Source organism: Pseudoalteromonas sp. AWH4_217, assembly GCF_056161105.1.
Genome location: NZ_JBSWYM010000002.1, coordinates 267136 through 292623, shown reverse-complemented (window position 1 = coordinate 292623; position 25488 = coordinate 267136). Strand labels below are relative to the sequence as shown.

Annotated in this window: 20 protein-coding genes and 1 pseudogene; 7 read left to right on the top strand and 14 right to left on the bottom strand. The window is 47.0% G+C overall.

Features of this window, described 5'->3' with window-relative positions; all coding sequences use genetic code 11:
- Positions 1-45: 45 nt before the first annotated feature.
- Entirely contained in the window at positions 46-333 is a 288-nt protein-coding gene (locus ACXAH1_RS03035; protein WP_475193652.1) for a hypothetical protein, read from the bottom strand.
- Between the two features lie 361 nt (positions 334-694).
- Entirely contained in the window at positions 695-895 is a 201-nt protein-coding gene (locus tag ACXAH1_RS03030; RefSeq protein WP_475193649.1) for a hypothetical protein, read from the bottom strand.
- A gap of 616 nt (positions 896-1511) precedes the next feature.
- Here ACXAH1_RS03030 and ACXAH1_RS03025 point away from each other — a divergent pair.
- Complete coding sequence (locus ACXAH1_RS03025) at positions 1512-3320, top strand: S8 family peptidase (RefSeq protein ID WP_475193648.1); 1809 nt, start codon at positions 1512-1514, stop codon at positions 3318-3320.
- An 11-nt stretch (positions 3321-3331) separates the two neighbouring features.
- Positions 3332-3757: a hypothetical protein gene (locus tag ACXAH1_RS03020; protein WP_475193646.1), complete on the top strand. Its 426-nt coding sequence runs from the start codon at positions 3332-3334 to the stop codon at positions 3755-3757.
- A gap of 134 nt (positions 3758-3891) precedes the next feature.
- Here the strand turns inward: ACXAH1_RS03020 and ACXAH1_RS03015 are convergent, their stop codons facing one another.
- The 6 genes from ACXAH1_RS03015 to prlC all read right to left on the bottom strand — a co-directional run bounded on the left by ACXAH1_RS03015 (position 3892) and on the right by prlC (position 13932).
- The gene (locus tag ACXAH1_RS03015; protein ID WP_475193644.1) at positions 3892-5451 is read right to left on the bottom strand and encodes a GNAT family N-acetyltransferase; all 1560 of its coding nucleotides are present in this window, start codon (positions 5449-5451) and stop codon (positions 3892-3894) included.
- A gap of 117 nt (positions 5452-5568) precedes the next feature.
- On the bottom strand, positions 5569-6567 hold the full coding sequence (locus ACXAH1_RS03010) for a DUF4350 domain-containing protein (RefSeq protein ID WP_475193641.1): 999 nt from the start codon (positions 6565-6567) through the stop codon (positions 5569-5571).
- Positions 6568-6707: 140 nt separating this feature from the next.
- Positions 6708-8633, bottom strand: a complete 1926-nt coding sequence (locus ACXAH1_RS03005) for a methyl-accepting chemotaxis protein (RefSeq protein WP_475193638.1) — start codon at positions 8631-8633, stop codon at positions 6708-6710.
- Between the two features lie 1114 nt (positions 8634-9747).
- Positions 9748-10503: a class I SAM-dependent methyltransferase gene (locus ACXAH1_RS03000; protein ID WP_054014482.1), complete on the bottom strand. Its 756-nt coding sequence runs from the start codon at positions 10501-10503 to the stop codon at positions 9748-9750.
- Between the two features lie 86 nt (positions 10504-10589).
- Positions 10590-11729, bottom strand: coding sequence for a response regulator transcription factor (locus tag ACXAH1_RS02995; protein ID WP_475193637.1), 1140 nt, complete (start codon positions 11727-11729; stop codon positions 10590-10592).
- Between the two features lie 157 nt (positions 11730-11886).
- Positions 11887-13932 carry an oligopeptidase A gene (gene prlC / locus ACXAH1_RS02990; protein ID WP_475193636.1) on the bottom strand — a complete coding sequence of 682 codons (2046 nt, stop codon included), beginning with the start codon at positions 13930-13932 and terminating at the stop codon, positions 11887-11889.
- Positions 13933-14186: 254 nt separating this feature from the next.
- On the opposite strand from prlC, the gene gorA reads away from it, so the two are divergent.
- Positions 14187-15545 (top strand): glutathione-disulfide reductase, encoded by a 1359-nt coding sequence (gene gorA, locus ACXAH1_RS02985; protein WP_475193633.1) that lies wholly within the window; start codon positions 14187-14189, stop codon positions 15543-15545.
- Positions 15546-15604: 59 nt separating this feature from the next.
- On the opposite strand, the gene ACXAH1_RS02980 is transcribed toward gorA, so the two are convergent.
- Positions 15605-15787: a DUF6693 family protein gene (locus ACXAH1_RS02980; RefSeq protein ID WP_475193631.1), complete on the bottom strand. Its 183-nt coding sequence runs from the start codon at positions 15785-15787 to the stop codon at positions 15605-15607.
- 53 nt (positions 15788-15840) lie between these two features.
- On the bottom strand, positions 15841-17013 hold the full coding sequence (locus ACXAH1_RS02975) for a helix-turn-helix domain-containing protein (RefSeq protein ID WP_475193630.1): 1173 nt from the start codon (positions 17011-17013) through the stop codon (positions 15841-15843).
- Positions 17014-17192: 179 nt separating this feature from the next.
- Between ACXAH1_RS02975 and ACXAH1_RS02970 the strand changes: the two genes are divergently transcribed.
- The 3 genes and pseudogenes from ACXAH1_RS02970 to ACXAH1_RS02960 all read left to right on the top strand — a co-directional run.
- Entirely contained in the window at positions 17193-17579 is a 387-nt protein-coding gene (locus ACXAH1_RS02970; protein WP_475193627.1) for a hypothetical protein, read from the top strand.
- A gap of 128 nt (positions 17580-17707) precedes the next feature.
- Positions 17708-18031 (top strand): hypothetical protein, encoded by a 324-nt coding sequence (locus ACXAH1_RS02965; RefSeq protein ID WP_475193625.1) that lies wholly within the window; start codon positions 17708-17710, stop codon positions 18029-18031.
- Positions 18010-18321 (top strand): annotated as a pseudogene (locus tag ACXAH1_RS02960) (glutathione-disulfide reductase); the annotation flags it as partial. The gene ACXAH1_RS02965 and the pseudogene ACXAH1_RS02960, both read left to right, overlap by 22 nt.
- A 368-nt stretch (positions 18322-18689) precedes the next feature.
- Here ACXAH1_RS02960 and ACXAH1_RS02955 read toward each other — a convergent pair.
- The 4 genes from ACXAH1_RS02955 to ACXAH1_RS02940 form a co-directional block, all read right to left on the bottom strand.
- Positions 18690-19754 (bottom strand): RES family NAD+ phosphorylase, encoded by a 1065-nt coding sequence (locus ACXAH1_RS02955; RefSeq protein WP_475193624.1) that lies wholly within the window; start codon positions 19752-19754, stop codon positions 18690-18692.
- Entirely contained in the window at positions 19755-20666 is a 912-nt protein-coding gene (locus tag ACXAH1_RS02950; protein ID WP_475193623.1) for a sce7725 family protein, read from the bottom strand.
- Positions 20624-21511 carry a sce7726 family protein gene (locus tag ACXAH1_RS02945; RefSeq protein ID WP_475193819.1) on the bottom strand — a complete coding sequence of 296 codons (888 nt, stop codon included), beginning with the start codon at positions 21509-21511 and terminating at the stop codon, positions 20624-20626. The genes ACXAH1_RS02950 and ACXAH1_RS02945 overlap by 43 nt, the downstream gene beginning before the upstream one ends.
- 239 nt (positions 21512-21750) lie before the next feature.
- Entirely contained in the window at positions 21751-23040 is a 1290-nt protein-coding gene (locus ACXAH1_RS02940) for an FG-GAP repeat protein (protein ID WP_475193620.1), read from the bottom strand.
- A gap of 294 nt (positions 23041-23334) precedes the next feature.
- Here ACXAH1_RS02940 and ACXAH1_RS02935 point away from each other — a divergent pair, with 294 nt between their 5' ends.
- Complete coding sequence (locus ACXAH1_RS02935; RefSeq protein ID WP_475193619.1) at positions 23335-25350, top strand: methyl-accepting chemotaxis protein; 2016 nt, start codon at positions 23335-23337, stop codon at positions 25348-25350.
- Positions 25351-25488: the final 138 nt, after the last annotated feature.

Below are 25488 nucleotides of genomic sequence, written 5' to 3'. Positions count from 1 at the left end.
TTCTTTTTTAACTCTTTGTAATGACCATAATATTATCACTCTTTCTCAGGCACTCAGAACCGTGCCAGAACTTGATATAAGCTGTTCATATCTATAGGCTTGCCAACGTGCGCCACAAAGCCTTGTGCCAGATAGCCTTTCACATGCAGCCTTATTAACATAGAGAATTTCAGAGTCAGACGTCACCCAGAACACTTCATCTGCAACGTATTCCATAGACAATTTAAGAAAGCTGAGTAGTTCTGCCTCATTCATAGATGCTGGAAACGCAGCTAACTCGGCAGCGTAATAAGTCGCTCCATCTACGCTATTTTTATCCGGTAAGTTGCTCATACAGAAATCAAGAAATAATTTATGTTGAAAATGTAGGCGAAATTCAGCGAATTAGAAAGTTTGCTTTTTTGAACATGAGTTAGAACACAAAACAGGCCATTCAGGTAAAAGCCTTCATGTTCTTAGAATCGGTGTCACAAACATCGTCAATAACTGACATTTAATGTTTAGTGGCCAACTTTATATTTCCGTTCAGTTTGGTTTCGGGGACGATTTATGTCATCGCTGAGAAGGATTATACATGTAATGAGTATAACACCAGGAAGTCAGTAGAGTGTTCTCAGGTATTCATTGGTCGGCTCTTAGCTAACAACTAAAAACGCCTCGGTGAGGCGTTCTCTTGGCTATTTAGTAAAGCGGACTACCAAGTCGCCTGACATGTGTCCATACCACAAGTGTGGGCAACACAATTTGTATAGCCTAGTCCACTGACGGTACCATCACCACCGTAACTGCTGTTGATATCTGTACCACCCGCAACAAGAGGTGTCATATTTGCAGGCATATTATTGCTATCAGAAGATAAGCTTTTCATTTTTTTCTTGTTTAACTTTAAGTTCATAGTCATTTCCTTTGTTGTTTAAGTTAATTGCACCCATCTTAGGTGCAAATTTACTGTAACCCAGAAAACCCCATTCATCAAGAAACAATTTATAAACAAATTGATAATACAGCTATTCATATTGAAACGTGAGCAATAAGTGAAAGTCTGTCATGTTTTAGCAGAATATACACTGACCTTGAGCGAAAGCCTGAATGATTTACCTGCTGCACACGCTGACAGGTACCGAACCCAGGCTTTCATAACTGAGCTACTCGTTACTGTGAGAGAGTTCTGGTTTCACATCCTTTATTACATCAAAATTTGGGTAAGAATAGCCGCCTAAAGTCGCCGCAACCAGAAATGGAGTAAGCACTTTCTCTGTGATAATTCCGCACATATCTTTCGTGCTTTCCTTCTGACAGAGCAAAATGGTGATTACTTTTCACAGTATATTTGCATTTAGTTGTTGCTGAGTCGATGCTCACATTCAGTAAACGCCCATCACACCAACATTTATATTTCCCCGCCCTCAAAGTTAACCAAATAAAAACCTTGTACACCTTTCATTTTCAAATATTACAGTATAAGGTACAGGAGCAAATGGGTACAAATGTAAATAAGAAGAAACTAATCTATGATGAGAACTAAACAGACAATACTGGCCGCATGTATCGCGGCCTCATACAGTGTGGCCGCCTCGGCTGCCGACTATCCACTGATGCCAGGCGATCCATTGGTATCTCACCAGTGGCATTTACAAAATACCGGACAGGCTGCCTTTTCAGAACGTGGCGGTAAAGCAGGCGAAGATATGAATCTGTCTCTGACTCATGCGCTGGGCATTCTGGGCACAGGCGTTACCACTGCCGTGATTGACGGAGCCGTAGAGCTGACTCACCCGGACTTACGCGATAATGTGCGGCCGGGTTCGTGGAATTTTACCACTGATACACCCAACCTGGAGCCCAGCGGCCCCACAGATCGCCATGGTACAGCCGTTGCCGGTATTATCGCGGCAAGCGCATTTAATGGCGTGGGGGGAAGAGGTATTGCCCCACGTGCTGGACTTGTGGGCTTTAACCTGATCTCATCAGGTAATTACAACACCGCCAACTGGCTACAGTCTCACGGCATGTACTCAGATGGTTACAGCAAGCACTCTTTTGATTTTCCGAGAGTTTTTAACCAAAGTTATGGCCGTACATTGTCCTCACCTGTCAGCTTTGACTATGACCAAGAGCCCTGGCTTAAAACCTATGAAGATGCACAGGAAGAAATAACGCGTACGACACATGGTGGCCGCGGGGCACTCTTCGTCAAATCGGCTGGTAACGGCTATGCCAGACAAACCTTTAAGGATCCTAATTTAGGTTCCGGCTACCTGCGTTTCGACAATGACAACCATGGTTTACCGCTGCAAAATGTCAACCTGGAGCGAATGGATACGTCATTCTGGAACCTGGTTGTATCGGCCTATAATGCTGATGGTCAGCTCTCTTCCTATTCAACCGTAGGTTCTGCCGTGTTCGTGTCTGCTACAGGCGGACAGTATGGTGTCTATTCCCCGGCGATGATCACCACAGATCTGAGTGGGTGTGACGCGGGATATAACCCGGCATATGGCCGCAACGACCTGCATGGCGGTCATCCACTGGATCCAACCTGTGATTATGGCGCACGTTTTAACGGCACTTCTTCTGCCGCACCCAGTGCAGCCGGTGCCATCGCCCTGATCATGTCGGCTAATCCGGCGCTGACTTGGCAAGATGTGCGCCATATCCTGGCCACCACGGCACGCAAGATTGATGCGGATAACCCGGGTGTCTCACTGTCTTTTAATAATGCACAAGGTGACACAGTCAGTTATCAGGCTATTGATACCTGGCAGACCAATGCTGCAGGCTACACCTTCCATAATTACTACGGTTTTGGTGCCGTGGATGTAGACGCGGCGGTCAATATGGCGCGATTCTACAACCAGACTCTGGGTCAGTTTACTCAGACCGAACGCTTTGTGGTTAGCGCAAACGCTGAGATCCCGGACGGTGATGTGAATGGTGTACAAAGTGCATATCAATCAACAGAAGAGATGACGGTGGATGCTGTCCAGGTGCGCGTCAATATCAATCACACCAGCACCCGAGATCTCGCGATTGAGTTAATCTCTCCTGCAGGTACTCGTAGCGTCATCATGACACCACGCACCGGCACCATTCTGGGTAAAAGTGGTATGGACAACACGCAGATGCTGACTCATCACTTCTATGGAGAACAGGTACAAGGTGAATGGACCCTGCGCGTTATTGATACAGCCGCTGAGGACGAATACTACATTTTTGATCCCCGTGCTGCAGGCGCACCTAACGTTAATATGGTGCACAGAAACAACCTTGAAAATGGCCTGCTGAAGTCGTGGGACATTCGTTTCATCGGTCGTAAATAAGGAGTACTGACATGAAAAAACAACTAATCGCGACCGTGCTACTCGCCTGCGGTATATCATCCGCCAGTGCATCCACCACAGATGTCTATGAGGCACAACCGCTGAGTTCAGCACTTAATCACAGTGTTACACTCAACGGTAAACACTACCTGACCACCAGCGAGACATTACTAAGCGGTGCCACTATCACAGATGCCAAGTCTGGTTCGATCTATATTCTAACAGGTGAGGTGGTAGCAGAGCTGGAACCACTGATTGATGCCCGGGAGTTTGCTGCGGCACATAACCTGAAGCTGGTTTATGTCAGAGCCAACCGCGCTATCTTCGCTGCCGAAGCCAACACTGAGCTGCGCGCGTTTAAAGCGTATATTGCAAGCCTGGCGGGGGTCACCAGCACACAGTTCGGTATTGAAATCGAAGGGTTAGAATCAGAATAACCCAGTCGCGATATCCAGCACAGGCGCTGGATATCGCCCTTCAAAAACACTTCATCACTCAAACACCCTATACCTGCACACAGAGTTTTGATACGCCAGGGGCTGCGACCATATCAGCACAGCGCATAACGCCTTTACTTAATTTTTTGTTCACCCAGCCAGTTGATGCGATAAAGATCCCGTCGTCTGTCCAGATAGTTTCTGACAGATCCCTCATGACGCAATTCATGCAGTTTCTCCAGATCTAAGTCGACAATCAAGGTCATTTCTGTGTTCGGGGTAGTTTCTGCCATGGTCGCATCATGAGGAAACGCAAAATCAGACGGTGAAAATACCGCTGACTGAGCGTACTGAATATCGGCCCCATCCACCTTGGGCAGGTTCCCCACACTGCCCGCCGTCACCACATAACACTCGTTTTCAATGGCACGGGCTTGCGCGCAACAACGTACCCGTAAATAGGCATTTTTAGTATCTGTCCAGAAAGGCACAAACAGGATCTGCATCCCCTGCTCTGACAGCAGGCGCGCCAGCTCAGGAAACTCCACATCGTAACAGATCAGAATACCAATCTTGCCAAAGTCGGTATCAAACACACTCAGGCTGTCGCCACCTTGCATGATCCAGGCACTTTTTTCATACGGGGTCGGGTGAATTTTAGTTTGCGACTCTATGGTGCCGTCGCGCCGACAAAAATAAGACACATTATAGAGTGCTTTGTCTTCAATCACCGGGATTGACCCTGCGATAATATTAATGTTGTAGCTGACCGCCAGATGGGAGATAGCTTCCACCACTTCATTGGAAAATGCAGCCAGTGCTTTGATGGAGTCCAGCGAGTTCTCGTGCGCCTCTATGCCCATCAATGGCGCATTAAACAACTCGGGCAGCAATGCCAGATCACACTGATAATCGGCCAGTGCATCAATAAAGAACTCCACATGTTGAGTCAACTCTGCAACGGAATTAAGCGGACGCATCTGCCACTGTACACAGCCTACCCGAGCGGATTTTTTGACCGCACCAAACAAAGGAGATTCATGGCGCTCGTAGTACAGGTTGGTCCATTCCAGCAAGGTTGCATACCCTTTGGACTCTTTGTCTTCCGGCAGGTATTTATTGAGTACACGCTTTACTTCAAAGTCGTTAGACAGCTGAAAGCTGAGTATGGGGTCATAGATTTCTTTTTTCTTTACCAGCTCAATATACTTTTGTGGCGACATCTCGCTGGCATGGTGTTGATAGTTAGGAATGCGCCCGCCGGCTACAATCGATTTAAGATTTAGGTTTTGGCATAGTTCTTTTCTGGCCTCGTACAAACGACGTCCCAGACGCATGCCCTGATAGTCCGGGTGCACAAAGACTTCGGCACCGTAAAGCACATCTCCCTGCGGGTCATGTGTGGTGAGATAGGCGTCACCGGTTATTTCATCATAGGTATGGTGGTCGCCAAACTTGTCATAATCCACAATCAAGGAGAATGCTGCGGCGACCACTTTACCATGGTCTTCAATACAGATCTGACCTTCGGGAAAGCTGCTGAGCTGAGCCTTGAACTGCTTCTCTGACGGGGCGCCTCCCAGATCAGGGTAAACAATACCCATCACCTCTTTAAGATCTTCATAATCCTCCACCTCCAGGCTGCGCAGATTGAGTTTATGTTCAAAGTTTTCAGTTAAGTTACTGTCGCTCATTATTACTCCTGCTTGCTTTCAACTTTTTTGTAAGACACTCACCTTGATAAAGATAGTCGCTGCTAAATCGGCTCACAAACTGACACACACCAAGTCACCCAGTGTATGCCCTGACGATCACTCGGCGTTTGCCAGCCAACGCATCACATTAAGTAAAAACCCTTCATTGTGCTCAGCCCCTTCTGAAGCCAGCCCATATTTTTGCCCTGATTGTGTATCCACTTGCGAGGAAAACATCATGCCTTCGGCAAATACAGCGACCCGCCCTTTACCAAACTCAAGCACCGCGCCCTGGCTCCAGCCATCTACAGACATACGTGGTGTGTCCGCCGTGATCTGAAAAGGTACCTGAGGGTTAACCGACATAGCTTGCGGGCCAAGCGTAAGCAGTGAAATCGCATCTTCTGGCGCTCTGAATGCCGAGCCTCCAAACGAGCGAACCTGTTCGATTTGACCTGTCGATTGGTCTGTTGCTGCCGCTGAAGCTGCACCACCTACAGCGCCCGTCAGACCAACCCCTGTCATGGATGCCGCACCGGGTAGCTTTCTCAGCGCAGGCACGACCGCTAAGGTAATTGCGTGCTGTGCTAAGGTATTATCATGAGTTGTGAACTGTGCTTTACCTACGTGACCATGGCTGAATTCAAACCCCAGTGCATGGGTCAGGTTTTCTATCACTTTAGGAAACGGCGTATGATCGGCCACTAAAAACAACGCGCCACCTTGCTTAACCCACTCTGTCACCACTGTGACTTCTTGCATGGTAAGGGCATTGCCAAAGGGGGGACTCCAGTCAGTCCGGTCTTTGTCCAGCGCATTGGCTATCACTAAAATATCAGCCTGATTCAGGTGCTCTGTACTGAACGCAACCTTGCTTGCTTTAACCGTATAGCCATCGCTTTGCAGCACCTGCGTAAAAGGCCGAAAACGACCATTCATAGTTAAAAAGTTATGGTGGGCTTCATCGATAAAAACGACCGGACTATTGTCGGATAAAAAGCTGCGCTCGGTGTTTTGCGGAGTGAAATCAGGGTCGGCTTGTTGTGCACTGTCGGAGCAGGCGCTCAGAGCCAGAGCCATCAAACTTGCCATCAGCATGTTAACCAACCTATTCATCTTGCTGTCCTTAATAGCAAATAACGCATGGCCAAGTTGTAGCAAAGATAACGGCAAGTTACCAGAAATAGACGAAAAGATGAGCAGCAGCTCGCCGACATCAATGAATCATATCAGCGAGCAAAGAACAGCTGTGTGAGTTATTGAATACCAATACTTTCACGAATTTTGATCATCTGCTCCTGCAAACTGTGTTGAATATCCCGCACCTGCTGATTTGAGCCGTTCACCTGTTGTTTCATCAGGGCCATCGCACTGCTGAAGTTATCTACCAGCGAGCTTTGTTGCTGAGCCAGCTCCATGGCATGCTCAGCCACCTGACTGGCTCCCTGAGCGCGCTCAGCAACCCCTTCAGAATTACTCTTCAGTTCCTGCGCATGTTCAGTTTGTTGCTGTGCTTCGTCTGCCAGTGCGCTGATCTGCGACGACACCTTACTTGAATTGTCACTGAGGATGTTCAGCTGTTCATTGATGTCTGACAACGAGTCCTGCGTTTGCTGAGCCAGCTTGCGCACTTCATCTGCCACCACTGCAAACCCTCGCCCGTGCTCCCCGGCACGCGCCGACTCAATGGCCGCATTCAGTGCCAGCAAGTTGGTTTGCTCTGCAATGGTGCGGATCATTTCAATCACTTTGCCCACATCAGCTACCCCGTTTAACAGCTCGTTGAGACTGGATAAGCCCTGCTCCACTCGTTGCTGGGTACTGGAACTTGCGCTGAGCATTGACTCGGCATAGCTCACGCTTTGCTTCATCGCAGAGAAAGTTTCACTGGCGTTATCCGACACCTGCTGATTGATTTCACTGGCCTCTGAACCCAACGCTTTGATCTCGTCAAGCTGATGCTGATTCTGCTCCACCTGAGAGGAGGTGGTTTCTGCCAGCTCACTGATACTGGCCAGGTTGGTATTCATATCCTGCATAAAGTCATTGATCACCGCCAGCATTTGCTCCCGCTCCTGCGCTTCACCACGCTGACGTTCAATGAGCTGATTAAAGTAACTGGCTATCTCGCCAATCTCAGTATTGGCATTCTGACTGTCGATGTTTTTCAGCTCATTGCTTTCTATCAGGAACGCAAAGCCATTACGGAGCTGGCGAAGTGGCGTCAGTACCTGACTAAACTGCACGATATACACAGCAATGGCCAATAACACCAGTAAACCAATGGCCACACCAAAAATCGTAAAGACGTTTTGCTTAAGCGTATTTTGCTCTGCCTGCAGGGCTTCTTCAGCACTCAGTACCAAGGCCGAAATCGCCTTAATGTCCCCTCGCAGCTGAGCCATGCCCTGCTGGCGCTGTTCAGCCTGAGCCAAGGTATTTTCCAGGTCGCGACTGAAACGCCTGGGCCAGCTGATCAACTCTGCTTTGATCTCCAGTGCTAAGTCTTCTGCCTCAGCCCCCAGAAATAATTCGTCTTCATCGATCTCACTCATTACCCCCAAGTCTGCCAGGCGATCTATCTGCTGCGCCAAGTCCTGAAGGCGACGCACGCTGTTTAACAGGTTTTGACGTGTTTGCTGCTCAAAGTGGATCACCAGCTGATAGGTGTAAATACTGAGGTTGCTGACTTCCCCATAGTAATCTGATGCCAGCGCGTAATAGCGTGGTGCAAGCGGATGATCCGGGGCTTTGGCCGTATAGCTCATTAAAGAGGACGCCGAGCCTGACATTTGTCTGATGGCGTTGTCCAGCAGCGCCATTTCATTACCCGACAGCTTACCAAGGGCACGATATTTACCATTAATGTCGCTATCAAGTGCATCAAGTTGATTCGTCATATCAGAGGCAAGCACTGAAGGCAACGCTGTCAATTGATGCTGTTTGAGGGTGGCTATTTGTTCGCTGGCCTTGCTGAGCTCCTGGCTGTCACCTGTGCTCAGATAGTCTTCGATCGTACCGGCAAGATCGATCAGTATGGTGTTTTTCAGCGTAACATAAGCGTTGTTTTGTTTATCTAATTCACTAAAGACCTGACTGGCCCAGAACAAGGTGGCAGCCAGCACGATACTGGCCAGGGCCAGTAACACAGCAAGCAACCGAGTAAAAGTAGAAACACGCATTAGATACTACAGCCATATTGATTCAAATTCGGGCGTAGACTATTAATGTTTTATGACAGTTTGATGTAGATTGCTCAGAAATCAACCAGTCAATTTTAAAAACATACTTTTGGCGTAGAAGAAGTAAATACCTTTTACAGGAACTTTACGTCAGACAAATGACAAGCAGATCTGACAGGTGCTTTGGCTATCTATTGCAGCCAAAAATCTATTTGGACACCCATTTTTATGACTATACCTGTGGTTCTGACTGAGGTGCTCTGCCGCTCGCTACTCAGCCGATATACCAGCTCAATAACGTTGCATACGGTATCGATGATTGACCACTTGCGTCACCCCGACCTCTCAGTTATCCCAGCCTCCGAACCTTCATCATCCCGGCCTCCGAGCCTTCATCATCATGGCCTCCAAACCTTCGTCATCCCGGCCCCCGAGCCTTCGTCATCCCGGCCCCCGAGCCTTCGTCATCCCGGCCTCCGAGCCTTCGTCATCCCGGCCCCCGAGCCTTCGTCATCCCGGCCTCCAAACCTTCGTCATCCCGGCCTCCAAACCTTCGTCATCCTGGCCCCGAGCCTTCGTCATCCTGGCCCCGAGCCTTCGTCATCCCGGCCTCCGAGCCTTCGTCATCCCGGCCTCCGAGCCGGGAACCATTAGCATTTTAATATGGACCACCAATACCCCCTGAGCCGCTTGCTGGTAGATCCCGCATCAAGTGCGGGATGACTGGAGGTGGGTTTGGGGTTGGTGCCATTGGTGATCAGCTGAGCCGCTTGCTGGTAGATCCCGCATCAAGTGCGGGATGACTGGGGGTGGGTTTGGGGTTGGTGCCATTGGTGATCTGCTGAGCCGTCTGCTGACAGTTCCCGTATCAAGTACGGGATGACCGGAGGTGGGTTTAGGGTTAGTGCCATGGATGATCTGCAGAGTTGCCAATTAGTAGATCCCGCATCAAGTGCGGGATGACCGGAGGTGGGTTTGGGGTTGGTGCCATTGGTGCTCTGCTGAGCCGTCTGCTGGTAGTTCCCGCATCAAGTACGGGATGACCGGATGAGCCGCCTGTGTCTTAGCGCTCAAACCGGGTGCGAGATAACAGGCAGAGTTTTGGAGATTGGTACTACTTCATTGCCGCTTTAACATACACATCAAAGCGGTTCTTTTTGGTCTCGATCTGCATACTGGGTTTTTGCTCATTCAAAAATGGCGCATAGTCGGGTCGCTTGACCACCACACGTTTCGATGCCAGTGCATGAGCAAACGGTAGTAAGGCATCGGCGTCGGCATCTCCGCCTACCAAAGACTGGAACACCCGCATTTCTTTTTTAACCTGCGCCGATTTCTCACGATGCGGAAACATAGGATCCAGATACACCACATCTGGCTGTAGCTCGCTCTGTGCCAGCAGGTCGTGGCTGGAGCCAAACACCATACGCATATTTTGCTGCATCCAGCTGCCTATCTCAGCGTCCTGATAAGCGCGCTCCAGGCCATCAAACAGCAATGCCGCCACAACCGGGTGACGCTCGTGTAAGATCACTTCACAGCCCAGCGCTGCCAACACAAAGGCATCTCGCCCTAGCCCCGCAGTGGCATCCAGTACTACAGGAGTTGCACCTTTATTTAGCCCCACCGCCTTGGCTATGGCCTGCCCTTTACCGCCGCCAAACTTACGACGATGTGCGCTCGCTCCCGTAACAAAGTCAACCCTGATCCCCCCCAGCTTAGGCTCATCAAGCTTTAATAGCTGCAATCCGGCCTCATCAAAGGTTAAACGAAAATTAGGATTGTCCTGCTGCCAGGTTTGCAAGGCAAACTGTTGTTCAATACGCGCTAAATAAGGACGGTTTTCGGCAAAAGGGGTATGGATGATCAACAGCAGGCTCCGCAAATAGTAACGCAGAGATTATATCTGGATCATCACGGTTATGAAATCTCTGTCTTACGCATGCCGAGCTGCGATTAAAACAGCTCGATATCTGTCTGTGCTGGCACGTCTTCTTCACCCCAGGGTTTGGCCATCTGATTTAAACTCTGGATAAGTTCATGCCGGACTTCGGTGATTTCACCCAGTTTATAGCGAATAATCGAGAATTCATCATTAACCAGTGAAAAGTGCTCATACAATTGTTTTATTTCAGCCTGCTTGCCGTTGGCGTGCTCATCGGCCACATACTCGGAAAACTCGGTCAGCTTGCTGTTAAATGCCGTGGCAACATCACCCAGTTGATCGCTCAGCGATTCAAACGCCAGGCCAATTTGCTCTACTTTGTTCAATGCCACCTCACTGACCTCCATATCCTTGATTTTAGCATTGGTGGCTTCGAGAATATGCGGCAATAGATCTTTGTAACGGCCATACAACCCTACGTCGTCCATCGGCATGTTTTTGATCAGCAAAGATACTTTGGGATAGTTAATAATGGTACGACGACCAAAGTCCACAAAGCGATCGCCATCGCGGTGTTTCTCAAGCAGCTCCTGCTCCAGTGGCTGAATGGCGCCTTCCTGAGAATAAAAGACTTCGCCTTCGTGATACCAAAATGCCACCGCAACCTGCAATTGCAGGGGTACAAAAAACTCAAAAAAGTACTCAGACAGGGTATTAAGGTCATGAGCATGATATGACTGACCCACATAGCGCATGATCCGACCCATATCGCCAGAATCCGACATCGCGATTTCGGCAGTGATCTGTGCTTTTTGCACATCCTGCTTAAGCTTGAGCGATTGGCGACGATACTCATCCAACACCTTAATGCGCGCCAGCATTTCATCGCTGTCGAAAGGCTTAACAATGTAGTCGGCCCCGCCAGCATTGTAGCCGCGCATTCGCTCAGAAATGGCACTCTTAGACGACAAAAACATCACCGGAATATCACACAACTGAGGATTCGCTTTCAGCCGCTCACACACTTCAAAGCCCGATGGGCCGGGCATTTCTATGTCGAGCAATATAATATCCGGCTGTTGCTCCTGGGCCATTTTCAGCCCTTCTTCGCCACTGTATGCGTGGATCACTTTGCAGCTGTGCAATAAGGATTGTTCGACAATGTGATGTACCAGTTTATCGTCATCAATGGCCAGTACTAAATTGCTCATGCAGCGGTCCCTACAAGGTTGGTTCTCTAAAACAGCATAGCGCGAACTGTCTAATTTGCGAATGGAAAACACCACACAAACGACTTATGTGGTGTTTTTAAGTCAGGTCTGGCGGCATGCGGGGAACAGATGTTCAAAAAGCCGCCAGAAAGACGGCTTATGCCGCTTTTTCGATGCCACTGTGACGCAGCAGTGCGTCGACACTGGGTTCACGGCCACGGAAACGCGTGAACAGCGTCATAGGCTCTTCAGATCCCCCTTTCTCAAGGATATGCTGCATAAAATCGGTACCTGTCTGACCGTTAAAGATCCCTTCTTCCTCAAAACGCGAGAACGCATCAGCCGACAGCACTTCAGCCCATTTATACGAGTAGTAACCTGCGCTGTAACCACCAGCAAAAATATGGCTAAAGCTGTGTGCGAAGCGATTGAATTCAGGCGCCTTGACGACCGCAGTCTTCTCTCTGACCGCATTCAAAGTGTGCTGGATCTGACATGGCTTGGCCGGGTCAAAGTCCGCATGGATATGGAAGTCAAACAAAGAGAACTCTATCTGACGCAACATCTGCATGGCTGACTGGAAGTTTTTCGCCGCCAGTAGCTTGTCCAGTAGTGCTTTTGGTAATGGCTCACCTGTCTCATAATGACCGGAAATAAACGCCAGTGCCTCTTCTTCGTAGCACCAGTTTTCCAGGAACTGACTTGGCAGCTCTACCGCATCCCAGGCTACCCCGTTGATACCCGCAACCGCTGATGCATCAACCTGAGTCAGCATATGGTGAATACCATGGCCAAATTCATGGAATAAAGTGGTTACTTCGTTGTGAGTGAACAGTGCAGGTTTATCACCTACCGCTTTATTGAAGTTACACACAAGGTAGGCAACTGGCGTTTGTAACTCGCCACTGGCACGTACTTTACGACCCATGCAGTCGTCCATCCAGGCGCCGCCACGTTTGTGCTCACGGGCATACAGGTCGAGATAGAAGTGACCACGCAGAGTGCCTTGTGCGTCGTGAATTGCAAAAAAGCGCACATCCGGGTGATAAGTATCAAAGTCCTGAATTTCAGTCACTTTAATACCGAACAAACGGTTCACGGTTTCGAACAAGCCGTTTAACACAGTATCTGCCGGGAAGTAAGGGCGCAGTATTTCGTCAGAAATAGCATATTTGGCCTGTTTCAGTTTCTCGCCATAATAGCCATAGTCCCAGGCAGCCAGCTCTGTGGCTCCGTACTCTTTTTCTGCAAATGCTTTTAATTCTGCCAGCTCATTTTCGGCCTGAGGCTTGGCATGTAACGCCAAATCGTTCAGGAAGGTAAATACCTGCTCAGGAGATTGTGCCATTTTAGTGGCCAGTGATTTATGCGCATAGCTGTCAAAACCCAGTAACTGAGCCAGTTCATGGCGCAGTGCCAGCTCTTCGCTCATCAACTCTGAGTTATCAAATTCTTTAGCATTCGGACCTTGATCAGACGCTCGGGTCACATAAGCACGGTACATCTCTTCACGCAGCTCACGATTATCGGCATACGTCATGACAGGCAGGTATGAAGGAATGTCCAGCGTGAACACCCAGCCTTCAAGTTCTTTGCTTTGCGCTGTATGTGCCGCCAGTGCCAGTGCAGACTCAGGCAGACCTGATAACGCAGCTTCGTCGGTCACATGCTTAGTCCAGGCTTGCGTCGCATCCATCACATTATTGCCAAACTTAGACGACAACTCAGACAAACGCGCACTGATCTCGCCGTAACGCTTTTGTTGTTCTGGTGCCAATGCAATACCCGACAGCTTGAAGTCACGCAATGCGTTTTCTAAGGTTTTTTGCTGGGCTGTGCTCAGTGTGGCAAAGGAGTCTGATTCTTTGAGTGACTTGTATGCCTGATATAAGCCCTGATGTTGACCTACATAAGTACTGTATTCTGAGATCAAAGGCAGACAAGCATCGAATGCCTGACGTAATGCATCGTTATTGACCACTGAGTGCATATGCGAAACCGGCGACCACATGCGCGACAGCTTATCGTCGGCTTCTTCGAGTGGCAGCACCAGGTTTTCCCAGCTGTATGAATCGTTTTTCAACACCTCGTCTATGGTGTCTCGGCAATGTGCGATGGCTTGTTTCAGTGCCTCCACAACGTGTTCTGGTTTAATTTTTGAAAACGGTGGCAAGCCTTCCATGCCAATTAACGGGTTAGTCATAACGCCTCTCTGTTGATCTTTGATTATCTTTTGTATTTGGGGTGTTTCTTTAAAAAAAACAAGGTACACCAGCCAATCCAGACAAATTAAATCGGGGTTCGTTCAGTCGGTGTTAGTTTGACCTGATGGACCTTACCTGTGTGCCATCGAAAAAAGCGATGACCTCTATCGGAAAAATTTATCCCACCGGACTTTGCCCCGGCTAATATAGTGTTAAGCTAGTGCCATTTATCAGCATTTATAGAGAATTAATCATGGCACAACATTTTGATTATATCGCCATTGGTGGCGGTAGCGGTGGTATTGCCTCAGCCAACCGCGCAGCAATGCGTGGCGCCAAAGTGGCACTCATCGAAGCTAAGCATATGGGCGGCACCTGTGTAAACGTAGGTTGCGTACCTAAGAAGGTGATGTGGCACGGTGCGCAGGTGGCCGAAGCCATTAAGCTGTACGCACCGGATTATGGCTTTGATGTAGAGGTTAAAGACTTCGACTGGAGCAAACTGGTTGAAAGCCGCGAAGCCTATATTGGCCGTATTCACCAGGGCTATAATAAGTACCTGGCCAGCAATGGAGTGACCGTGATCAACGGCTTTGCCAAATTCGTTGATAACAACACGGTAGAAGTTAACGGCGAGCACTACACCGCCGAGCATATCTGTATCGCCGTGGGTGGCCGCCCGTCGATTCCAAATATCCCGGGTGCGGAGCTGGGTATAGATTCTAATGATTTCTTTGAGCTCAAGGTACAGCCAAAGAGCGTGGCTGTGATTGGTGCAGGCTACATTGCCGTTGAACTGGCAGGCGTACTACACAGCCTGGGCACAGAAACACATCTGTTTGTACGTAAGCATGCCCCGCTGCGTAACTTTGACCCTATCCTGGTCGACACCCTGACCGAAGTCATGGACAAAGAAGGGCCAACACTACACACCCACAGCGTACCTAAATCACTGAGCAAAAACGACGACGGCAGCGTAACCCTGCACTTAGAAAACGGCGAGTTACACACGGTTGAGCATGTGATCTGGGCCATAGGTCGAGAGCCAGTGACGGATAAAATCAACCTGGCTGCCACCGATGTGGCCATCACAGAAGGCGGCTACGTTAAAGTTGACGAATATCAGAACACCTCGGTATCCGGCATTTATGCTTTGGGCGACATTATGGACGGCGGCATTGAGCTGACGCCTGTCGCGGTAAAAGCTGGCCGTATGCTGGCAGAGCGCCTGTTTAACCCGGATATGCCCAACGCCAAAATGGACTACAACCTGGTCCCGACCGTGGTCTTCAGCCACCCGCCCATCGGCACCATCGGCCTGACCGAACCAGAAGCCATTGAACAGTATGGTGAAGACAACATCAAGGTTTACACTTCCACCTTTGCGGCCATGTATACCGCAGTAACCCAGCACCGTCAGCCCTGCAAAATGAAACTGGTGTGTGCCGGCGAGGACGAAAAAATCGTCGGCCTGCACGGCATCGGCTTTGCCGTAGATGAAATGATCCAGGGCTTTGGTGTGGCTATGAAGATGGGTGCTACCAAAGCCGACTTTGACTCGGTAGTAGCAATTCACCCCACAGGGTCAGAAGAGTTTGTTACTATGAGGTAGTTCTTTTCGAAATCAGAAAATAAAAAGCGCGAATTTGTAAAATTCGCGCTTTTTATTTTTTACTCGTTTAATCTGTCTGATATCGAATATTTCTTAACCGTTAGGTTATTTAAAACGAGTTTAATTAGATAAAGTAGAAAAAAGGGAAGTGCAATACCAAAAGTCATCACAACAACTAACTGCCAGAGCAGAATAGGAATAAATACATCAGAAAACTTTAAATTAAGATTGAATTTGTACATAAATTACCGCCATTAAAGACAAACACTTACACTATACCATGCTGAACTTCCACTCACTCTGGTACCCAGGGTGTTTCTGCCTTGCTTGTTTTTACCAGATCACGGTACTGGCTTGGCGTTTTACCAGTATGCTTTTTAAACACCTGGTTAAAGCTAGATTTTGAATTAAATCCACAATCGAAAGCAATATTGATTAACCTGTCACTTGTAGGTCTTTTTATCAGTTCCTCAATCACCGCATCCACCCTTAATTGGTTTATCAACTCATAGAAGCCACCTGAAGAATGCAGAGCCAACACGTCAGACAGCTGATGTCTGCTTATATTCAGTTTTTCTGCAAGTTGAATTTGGCTGAAATCAGGTTGTAAATGGTGCTTGTTCGTCCTGAGTTCTTGCTCGACCAACATTAAAAGTTTTTTCTGTTGTGCTGATACTTCAGGTTTAATTCGCTCTGCGGAGTCTTTATCAGTATCAGTCATCTCCTCCTTTACGAGAGCACGATTAAAGCCAACTGGTCTCCCATAGCAAATCAACAGATAACTTAAAGAAAATATGCCCACCACCGTAGACAAATAACTCAAAGCAATCAGCCAATCTGATTTTTCAAGTTCCATAATTACGGCTGTCACAGAAACGATAAACACACTCAACATCATCAGGTAACAAATCATAGTGACACAAAGCAGCCAACACAGTTGGCGAAAAATATTGCTGTCGCGTTGTTTCAACCAAAACATAAAAATTTGCCAACTACCACAGGCCAGATAAAGACAAAAATGCCCTGCGGTTACCAGGGATATTATGGAAAACCGCTCAGTAAAGGGTCTGCTTGATACCGTTTGTAAGTTTACAGCTTGCTCAGTCAGGAAATCACTTTGCTCATACAGTGATACTGAAATGAAATACCCTACCCACACAAGAAAGGGTAATAGGTGGATCGCATTTTTTTTATCAAACCGATGCGCTGAATTTGTCATTGTCATTACAAACGCCATAAAAATGGGGCCCAACAACAAATAACTGTTTAATCGCTCCCACATCGTTATGAGCAGCATATCCGATTCAAAAAGACCACTGTCTACATAGAAGCCAACACACATGTTGATTGAAACAAGCAGTATAAAAGCGGCAAGCCATCTGCCCGGACCAGAAAACCTCAAGAGATACAAGGATTGAATGAAGGCTTGAATACAGCCTAAGGCAACGATATTACTAAAACTGAACATCAAGACTCCCTTGTATTCAAAAACACGTCCAATCTGGCCTCTTTGCACCTTTCAACAAGAAATTAAAAACTGATAAATCAAAAAGATAAAAATAAACAGTCCATACTGGCCAGTATCACCGAAAAGCGCTCGGCACGAGCTTAACATACAAAACCACACCAACAAATCAGAGGTTAAGTATGAAGTCAAAGGTAGAGTTATTATTAAATTACATTGTTATCGTAATCGCAGTGGCTTATGGCGCTATGGTATTTATAAGCCTTAATTTTAAACTAACGCCAGAACAGATGAGCAACCCGGGCATGGTCATCGCATTTTTGATCTCCTGCACATTCAACATTGCAAGGGTAAAAGAACAAGCAACAAGCTTCAGAATTCACCTTACTTCTCTGTTTGCGAACATACTCACGTTTAGTTACGCAGCAGCGTTCGCGGTGCAAGATCCATGGGTAGCGAAAGTCGTCACGACTATTTTAATGGGAATAATACTGGCGTTTTCTTTATCTGGCACAATTCAGTGGAAAAAAGGCACTGGCAATCAAAAGGCATATAGTACTCAGCATTGATGAGACTCAGGCACGGACAAGCAGAGGCTGATTTAACCTCTGCTTGTTAAAGTTCACATCGCTTTTAAATAGCTGGCGTATCAAAACCACCCGTAATAAAAACCCACTTATTCATTAAAAGGAAAGCCATGAATAAAACTTCAACAAGCGTTTCTATTGCAACAATACAAAACGGCGTCGCCCGCTCTGAAGGTAAACTCTCAGCAACAAAAGAAGCCTTGATTTTCGAGCCGTTGAATAAAAAGTTCGGATTAGGGCCGTACCATATTGAGCGAAGCGCCATATCAAAAATAGAGATGTATTATGGTAAGGGCGCAGGTGTTTTGCCTGTAACGACTGAGGCAATCAGAGTTACGCTGATACACGGCCTTAGCTACGAGTTTATCATTGCCAATGCGAAAGAGTGGCTGGCCTATTTAAATCCATTCACCCAACCGGCACAATCAGCCTGACCGAACCAGAAGCCATCGAACAGTATGGTGAAGACAACATCAAGGTCTACACTTCCACCTTTGCGGCCATGTACACGGCCGTGACTCAGAACCGCGAGCCTTGTAAAATGAAACTGGTGTGTGCTGGTGAGGACGAAAAAATCGTTGGCCTGCACGGCATCGGTTTCGCAGTTGATGAAATGATCCAAGGCTTTGGCGTTGCCATGAAGATGGGCGTCACCAAAGCCGACTTTGACTCGGTAGTGGCGATTCACTCGATGGGGTCTGAAGAGTTTGTTACTATGGGATAAATCTCTTCGTAATCAGTAAAATAAAAACGCGAATTTGTAAAAGTTGCGCTTTTATTGTGTTTGCTAATTTAATCTGTTTGATATTGAATATTTCTTGACTATCAGATTACCCTAGGCAGCCTTGCTCAGATAAAGCAGAAAAAAGAAGAGCAATATCAAAGCTCATCCCTCCAGAGAGGGATAGTAACTAGTTCAAATGAATACAATAGAAAAATTTAAATTAAGATTGAATTTGTACATAAATTACTGCTACAAAAAATACCTGTACAATGCCATGTTGAACTTCCATCCAATCTAGTACATAGGTGCCTGTGTTTATGACATTGAAAGCCCCTTAGCTAGTAAATAATTTGTCTATCTAACTCAAATTAAGCTTGCTCCACCTCAACGGAAACCGAAGTAACGGTATGCGCAGTGGGTTCTTCGATTTCTACCGAGTCATCAGAAAATAAAACAACGTTTTGCCCTGAACCATAAGAGCTATTGAAGACAATTCCATCATATGACTGAGTTCCTTGATATGAGCTAATAGTTCTAAGGTACTCGCAGATAAACTGTGTTGGAATGTAGTCCAATTGTGATTTTTCTGGAAGCACTGGTTTTGATAGCTCTTCGGAAAACTGCTGTAAGAGGTTTAAACACTTCAATGTAAGCTCAATTTCTTCTTCTTCAAATTTTAAAAGGGCAACTTTTTGCTTTGGTGCGGTCAAATCTACTAGCCTCAATTCTCTTGCAGCTATAACTTTCGATACGTAAATTGTTGCACCGTTGCTTGGTCTCACTTCTTGGCAACAAGTATCAAAATCTTCCGCAACATACAGGTATGGAATCCCAACGGGGTTAGCCCTTCCTGCCGAAGCTATTGCGGCTGGAGGGCTTCCCATTTCATGAGATCTCAAGACCCTGTCTGAAACTCTTGCTCGGTGAAATATAAAGCCGTTGTCTCGTGGACGACTCAAAGCGTCAATCGTTCGAAGAAAGACAGCAGCTTCTTTTGTTATTGTGTATTCATTGTTGCTCTCATTGATGAAGATTTTCCCGAAAAGAGAGTTGTTCGGAAAAAAGCGATTTTCTTTAATCAAGTGGTTTTTAAAAGCATTCCATGCATCTTGATACTCAACTATCCCAGCATTAAGAGAGAACTTTTTTTCGTTAAATTCTTCTCCCATTATCTGCGAAATTAAGTCATTAGGACGCCGAACAGTTTCTGATACAATCTTCAATTCATCAACAAATACGTTTTGAATCTCTTCTCCATCTATATCTTCAACAATACAACCAAGCACTAACTCAAACAGACCTGTCAACTTATCAGGAGCTATACACAGGACCTCGTCTGAATCACAAAAAGAACAGCGAGTAAAATCACCTTCCCTCTGAATTAGCTCAATTATCGCCCTATCTGTAAAACACTTTAAGCAACATTGAGCCATTTATTTTCCCTGTAAATAGTTACATACTGTTTCGATATGGTGCTCAATTGAGAGTTTTTTAACCAGCCCTAAACCAGGAAAATGTCCGCTCCTATATAACTTTCTGAACTCATCTATTGCAGCAGATTGGTAATAAATACTTGGTTCTTCATCTGCTTCAATGATAAATTTAGCCAATGCTTCAGCAAACTTACCGGCAGGGTCGGTTGGCGTTCCATCATCTGTAGATGAGTAATGGCGGATAAACATTTCATCAAACATACCTTCATTAATATACGATGCATGGATAGTTACCACATACGCCGGGCCACCAGACTCACTATATTCACTTCCTATCATTGTATAGTCACCAAAACCAGCAACATTTTTCTGAGATGAATATGTTGCATGCAGATGTGAAAATGAAGATTCTTTTAGGTAGTCCGCATTTCTTTTCTGTTTGCGAAAGAAATCGCCTAGAAGCACTACATTGTCGAGCTTATTTATCGCGTTCGGAGGAAGATCATAGTCAACTACGACCAACTCCGCACCTTGTGCGAGAGCAATTCCCTCCTGGTCAATCCCTTCCGTAATACGTATTGCGAAAGGCTGTTGTAACCGTTCTAAACTTTCACGTGCAGAAACTGATTCTCCACCTCGTAATACTACGCAAGGTAAGTATTCAAGTTCTTCACCCTCCAACTCTTCTAATAAATGCTGACTATCACTGGATAATTCACCGACTGTGGGGTTTATAACAATAAGCGGAGTAAAGTCTCTTTCATTGAGGTGTTTAACTGTTCTTATTAGGGGGGATAAGTTGAGTTTGACTGGCTCGATTATCGGTCTAAGGTAATCTGTTGAAATGAACTCTGATAACTCTCTAAGAGCTATAAGCTCAAACTGCTTTCCTCTGAGATATGGGAAATACATCTACTCTCCTTACAAGCCCCAAATATATTTTTTAACGCCTCAATTTGGGGACTAGAAAACTGATAGCTAATCGCTGCATTTATCAAGGAACTAGGTAATACGTTCAATAAATCGCCATCATTAAAACGCTTTTCCTTTAGAACTTCAATGAAACTTGTTGCAATTTTTTCTGGCTCTACCGTTTTGAGAGCTGACTTACAAAAGTTAACTAATTTGCTATTTGGGATAGTGGGCACTTCACCCGTATTTCGACGAGTTAGCTCTAAATACTCTTCTTTGCGCAAAGACTTGATCAACAAATCAATGTCTATGGGTTCAATACGAGGTGTTGCTACACGCTTTTCACTAAAGTAGTTTTTCTGAGTAAGCTCCAGAACACCAACTCTTTCATCAGCCGTTTTCAATACACTATCGAGATTCTTCGCGGAACATACTACATAAACTTCATCAAACAACTTGAGATAATCATTCAATTGCTCTTCTAAGCGGTTTAGCGTGTCGTATTCCGATTTAATTTCATAACATGTAGACTTTCCATTTAGGATGACACAATCAGCCTTGCTTCTACCAACTCGAAACTCAGACAGCATCGTTGCAGTCTTTAAGGAATGACGCCCCAGTAACCTTCTACGAGCTATCGTATTCTTGAAATAATATTCCGAACGATATTCTTGACTTAACCGCTTATAAGTAAGCTGATAGACTTCACACACATCAAAATCAGTAACCTTTTGATTTAAAAAGCCTTTAGCTACTTTTTCGACATGCGAATAGTCACCGTCAGCCAACGCTGAAAGTTTATTGCTATTAAATAATTTTGATGCCTCTCTAGCTGTGATTGTCATAACTTTCAATTAGGGCTCATAAAAGATGCGCAACTATACCTTGTACGTATAATGATAAACAATAGCTCATATGACACTCTTTATGTAATCCCGCCCAACCTTGTACAACATCTAAACAGTCTGCCGTCTCCACTCGGATATGTGATTACTATTTGCTCGCAGGCAGTCCTAATGTCTCCGATAATGCCTGGCACATCCACCCAAGATGGTAACCAGACATTCCTCATCACTCCAGAGCTCTACTGCGAAGACTTTACTTTCCCTTTATCCGCAACAGAAATATGGTTTTCAATATGAAATGCGCTGTACTGGTTCAGGTCCTGAACGTAGACCGCACCGGACTCTTTGCCATTGGCATCATGATGTGGGGTGGCGATCACAGCTTTACCGTCGGAGAGACCGACATTCCAGCCGAGTTGATCGCCTGGCTGCGCATTTTTTGCGACCACTTTGGATGAATAGTACCAGCCATCAGCGTGCTTTTTATAAACATATAACGCGCCGGTGTCTTTGCCTTGTGCGTCATGATTCATCGCGCTGATAATCGCCGTATCACCACTGAGTGCCACACCGCGGCCAAAACGATCATCAGCTGCGCCATCTGGCGAAGTGAGTTTTTGAGCCTCGGTCCAGCGTGTGCCTTTTCGCTCAAAAATATAAGCAGAGCCGGCATCTACCCCCAGATGTTCCACATCATCTCTGCGTGCGGAGATAAGCGCCGTATCACCGGAAATCGCAACCCTGACGCCGAAGATATCGGTTTTACCGGCATCAGCGGCCATCAGCTTGGCTTGTTGTTGCCACTGATTATCTTTGAGCACATACACGTATACGGCGCCGGCGTTTTCTGCGGTTTTATCATGTAAGTCAGCGCCAACTACAATGGTGTTACCGTCTATCGCGACGTCGATGCCAAATAAGTCGCCCGCAGCGCCATCGCTGGCGGTGATTTTGCTGTGATAGCGCCAGCTATCCCCTGTGCGCTGAAAAATATAGGCCGCGCCCGCGTCATTCGCTTTTGTATCGTTGCGTGGTGCGCCGATGACCAGTGTCGTGTCTGTTAATGCCAGGCTCTGGCCAAAGGCATCTCCGGGTTTGGCATCGGGAGCGGTAAAAATCTGCGTCTGTGTCCATGTATCGGCATAGCGCTCAAAGGCCACCACCGCGCCGGCACCTTCGCCTTTGTCATCCCGCCTCATACCACCGAGCATGGCAATATTGTTGTTCAATACCACCTTGCCACCCAGCGTATCATCGGCAAACAGGGGGGAGGCGATCAGCTTAGCCTGTTGTTGCCAGCCTTTATCACCCAGCACATACACATACCCGACACCGCCATCTTTGATGCCATTCACATCAGCCTGATGTGCGCCCACCAGCACAGTATTGCCGTCAATTGCCGCGCCGTAACCAAAATAATCTTGCGCCTTGCCATCATTGGCCAGTAATCTGTCTTGGGCAACGCTGTGGCCAGCCAGTGCAGTCAGTATGACGCAGACGCTCAACTTTATCGTTGTTCTTACTGTCACGTTCCTTCCTTCTTCTTTCCCGTTAAGCCAATATAATCTGTCTGACTTTTGATTATTTTTCAATAGTCTGGTCCAGTATTTTGACATGTTCAGCTTGCTCAAACAGCAAAAATAGCACCGCTAAATCTATACTCTGCGTACCTTAAAGTGCCCCGCATCCACACTCATTGGGCCATTCCACTTTATCTGCTTTGACCTGAAGCGCTGCACAAGATAAACCTGAACACGAGAACCACATTTGCAGATCCAGAATAATTGACCATGATTAGATAAACCGACCAAGTTGATCTGCTCATGAAAAGTCTCAAAGCTCAGATTGCACTTTACCTGACTCTCCCCACCCTTATTGTGATCTTTGCGATCATCGTGTTGTTGGCATCAATGTCTATGGATCTGACACGGCAGCAGGCCGAACACTTACTGGCCCAAACAGTGAGAAACGTGGCGCTTGAGTTAAACCAGCAAAACGCAATCGCCTCCAGAACAGCTAAAATGTTAGTACTGGCGCAGGAAAATGGCCTCTTTGGCAAAAGAGCTAATTCACTGGCACTGAGCAGGAGAACCTTGACTGAATTTTCCGAGTATACAGGTGCCTATTTTGGCTATGAACCCAATGCCGATGGTCAAGATCAGCAGGCCCGCAACACCGCACTGGTCGCGCAGAGTATGGATCAATCCGGGCGCTTTTTGCCCTACTGGTACCGCGATGGTAGCAGCATTGCCATTGCCCCCCTGGTGGATATGGAATCCAGCCTTTATTACAGTGGCGTGAAGCAACGCTTTTTACAGTCCGGCCGGGCCACAGCCATGATCACCGAGCCCTACATCTACGAAGGTAACATGATAGTGGAGTATTCCTATCCAATCATAGCCAGTGGCGAATTCCAGGGGATCGCGGGGGTAGACAAAGCGCTGGATGAAGTCAGTGACTATCTGGACGGCGTGAAACAGCGCACCGGCATCGATCTATTCCTGCTCAGCCAAAGCGGTAAGGTAATCGCAGCAACTTTTGAGAATCAGTCACTGCGTACCAAAGCGCTGAACCAAACCCCATATGCAAATGTATTTGGCCAGTTGTTTAAAGACAAGCGCAATAGCCAGATCACACTGACAACGGATCCACTGCTCAATCAATCTTACTATTTTGCATCTGCCTATATTTCATCTGGTGAGTGGCAAGTAATTGGCCGGGAGTCTGAAGATACGGTGCTTTCACAAGTACAGTCGATGTTTGGAAAAATGGCCCTGTTCAGCATCTTGTGTATGGCAATTCTTATCGCCCTGTCGGTCTGGTTTATTCAAAAAATTAGCCAACGCATAGAGCGAGCAGTGGCAATGGCTGAACAAGTGGCGCAGGGGGATATTTCAGGGATCACACAGCACACGAGTACTCAGGAAGACGAAATTTCAAAAATGGAAGCCAGCCTGAGTCGCGTCGTCGACTCCTACCGTAGCATTGAGAGAGCCTGTGTATCTATTACTCAGGGGAATTTCGATATCAATATGCCGCAGCGCAGTGACAGAGATCACGTTGCTATTGCAATTAAAACCATGGCGAAACGCCGTAAGGAAATTGGCCAGGCACTACGCAATCACAACCAGGTAATCTGTGCCAGCACCCGCAAGCAAAACCAGGAACTTGAGAGCGTTGCCGCGTCTACCAATGAAATGTCTGCTACTATTTCTGAAGTCGCCAGCTTGGCCACCCAGTCCGCCGATAAGGCCCATGCTGCTTTGCAGGCAGCGAAACACACTCAGGGCGACCTGACTCGTACAGTCAGCGAGATCCGAGCTTTATCGGACGAAGTTAACTCCGTTAAGCAAGCCATTAGTGAAGTGGCTACAAGCAGCGAAAACATAGGTAACATTGTGAATGTGATCAACATGATCGCTGAACAAACCAATTTACTGGCCCTGAATGCTGCCATTGAAGCCGCAAGAGCGGGCGAACAAGGCCGGGGCTTTGCTGTGGTTGCCGATGAGGTTCGTAGCTTAGCGTCTAAAACACGTGCTTCAACGGAGGAAATTAATGAATTGATCAGCCAGCTTAGCATTGGGGTGAACGCGGCGGTATCAAAAGTTCAAAACAGTGTGGAATCCTCCCAAACGACAGCCGAACAAAGCCGCGAAGCAGTCGCCACGCTTGAAGACATTGTTAGTTCAATAGACGGTATTAGCCAGGATATGACACAGATAGCCGCAGCGGTAGAGCAGCAAAGTGTAACCTGTGAAGCGATCAACGAAAATATAAACGTGATCCATGAGGAAGCCAGAGAATTAACAGCCCTTGCAAATCAGGATAAAAGCTAAGCAATTTGCTATAACGAGCTGGCTGAGTGAAAAATATGGCCAGCCCTATCGCGATCTTATATAGCTAAATAACCTATCAATTGCGTTCCAAACTCCATATTCCGTGCAGATTTTTCCGCTACCCTCGCAATATAAAGT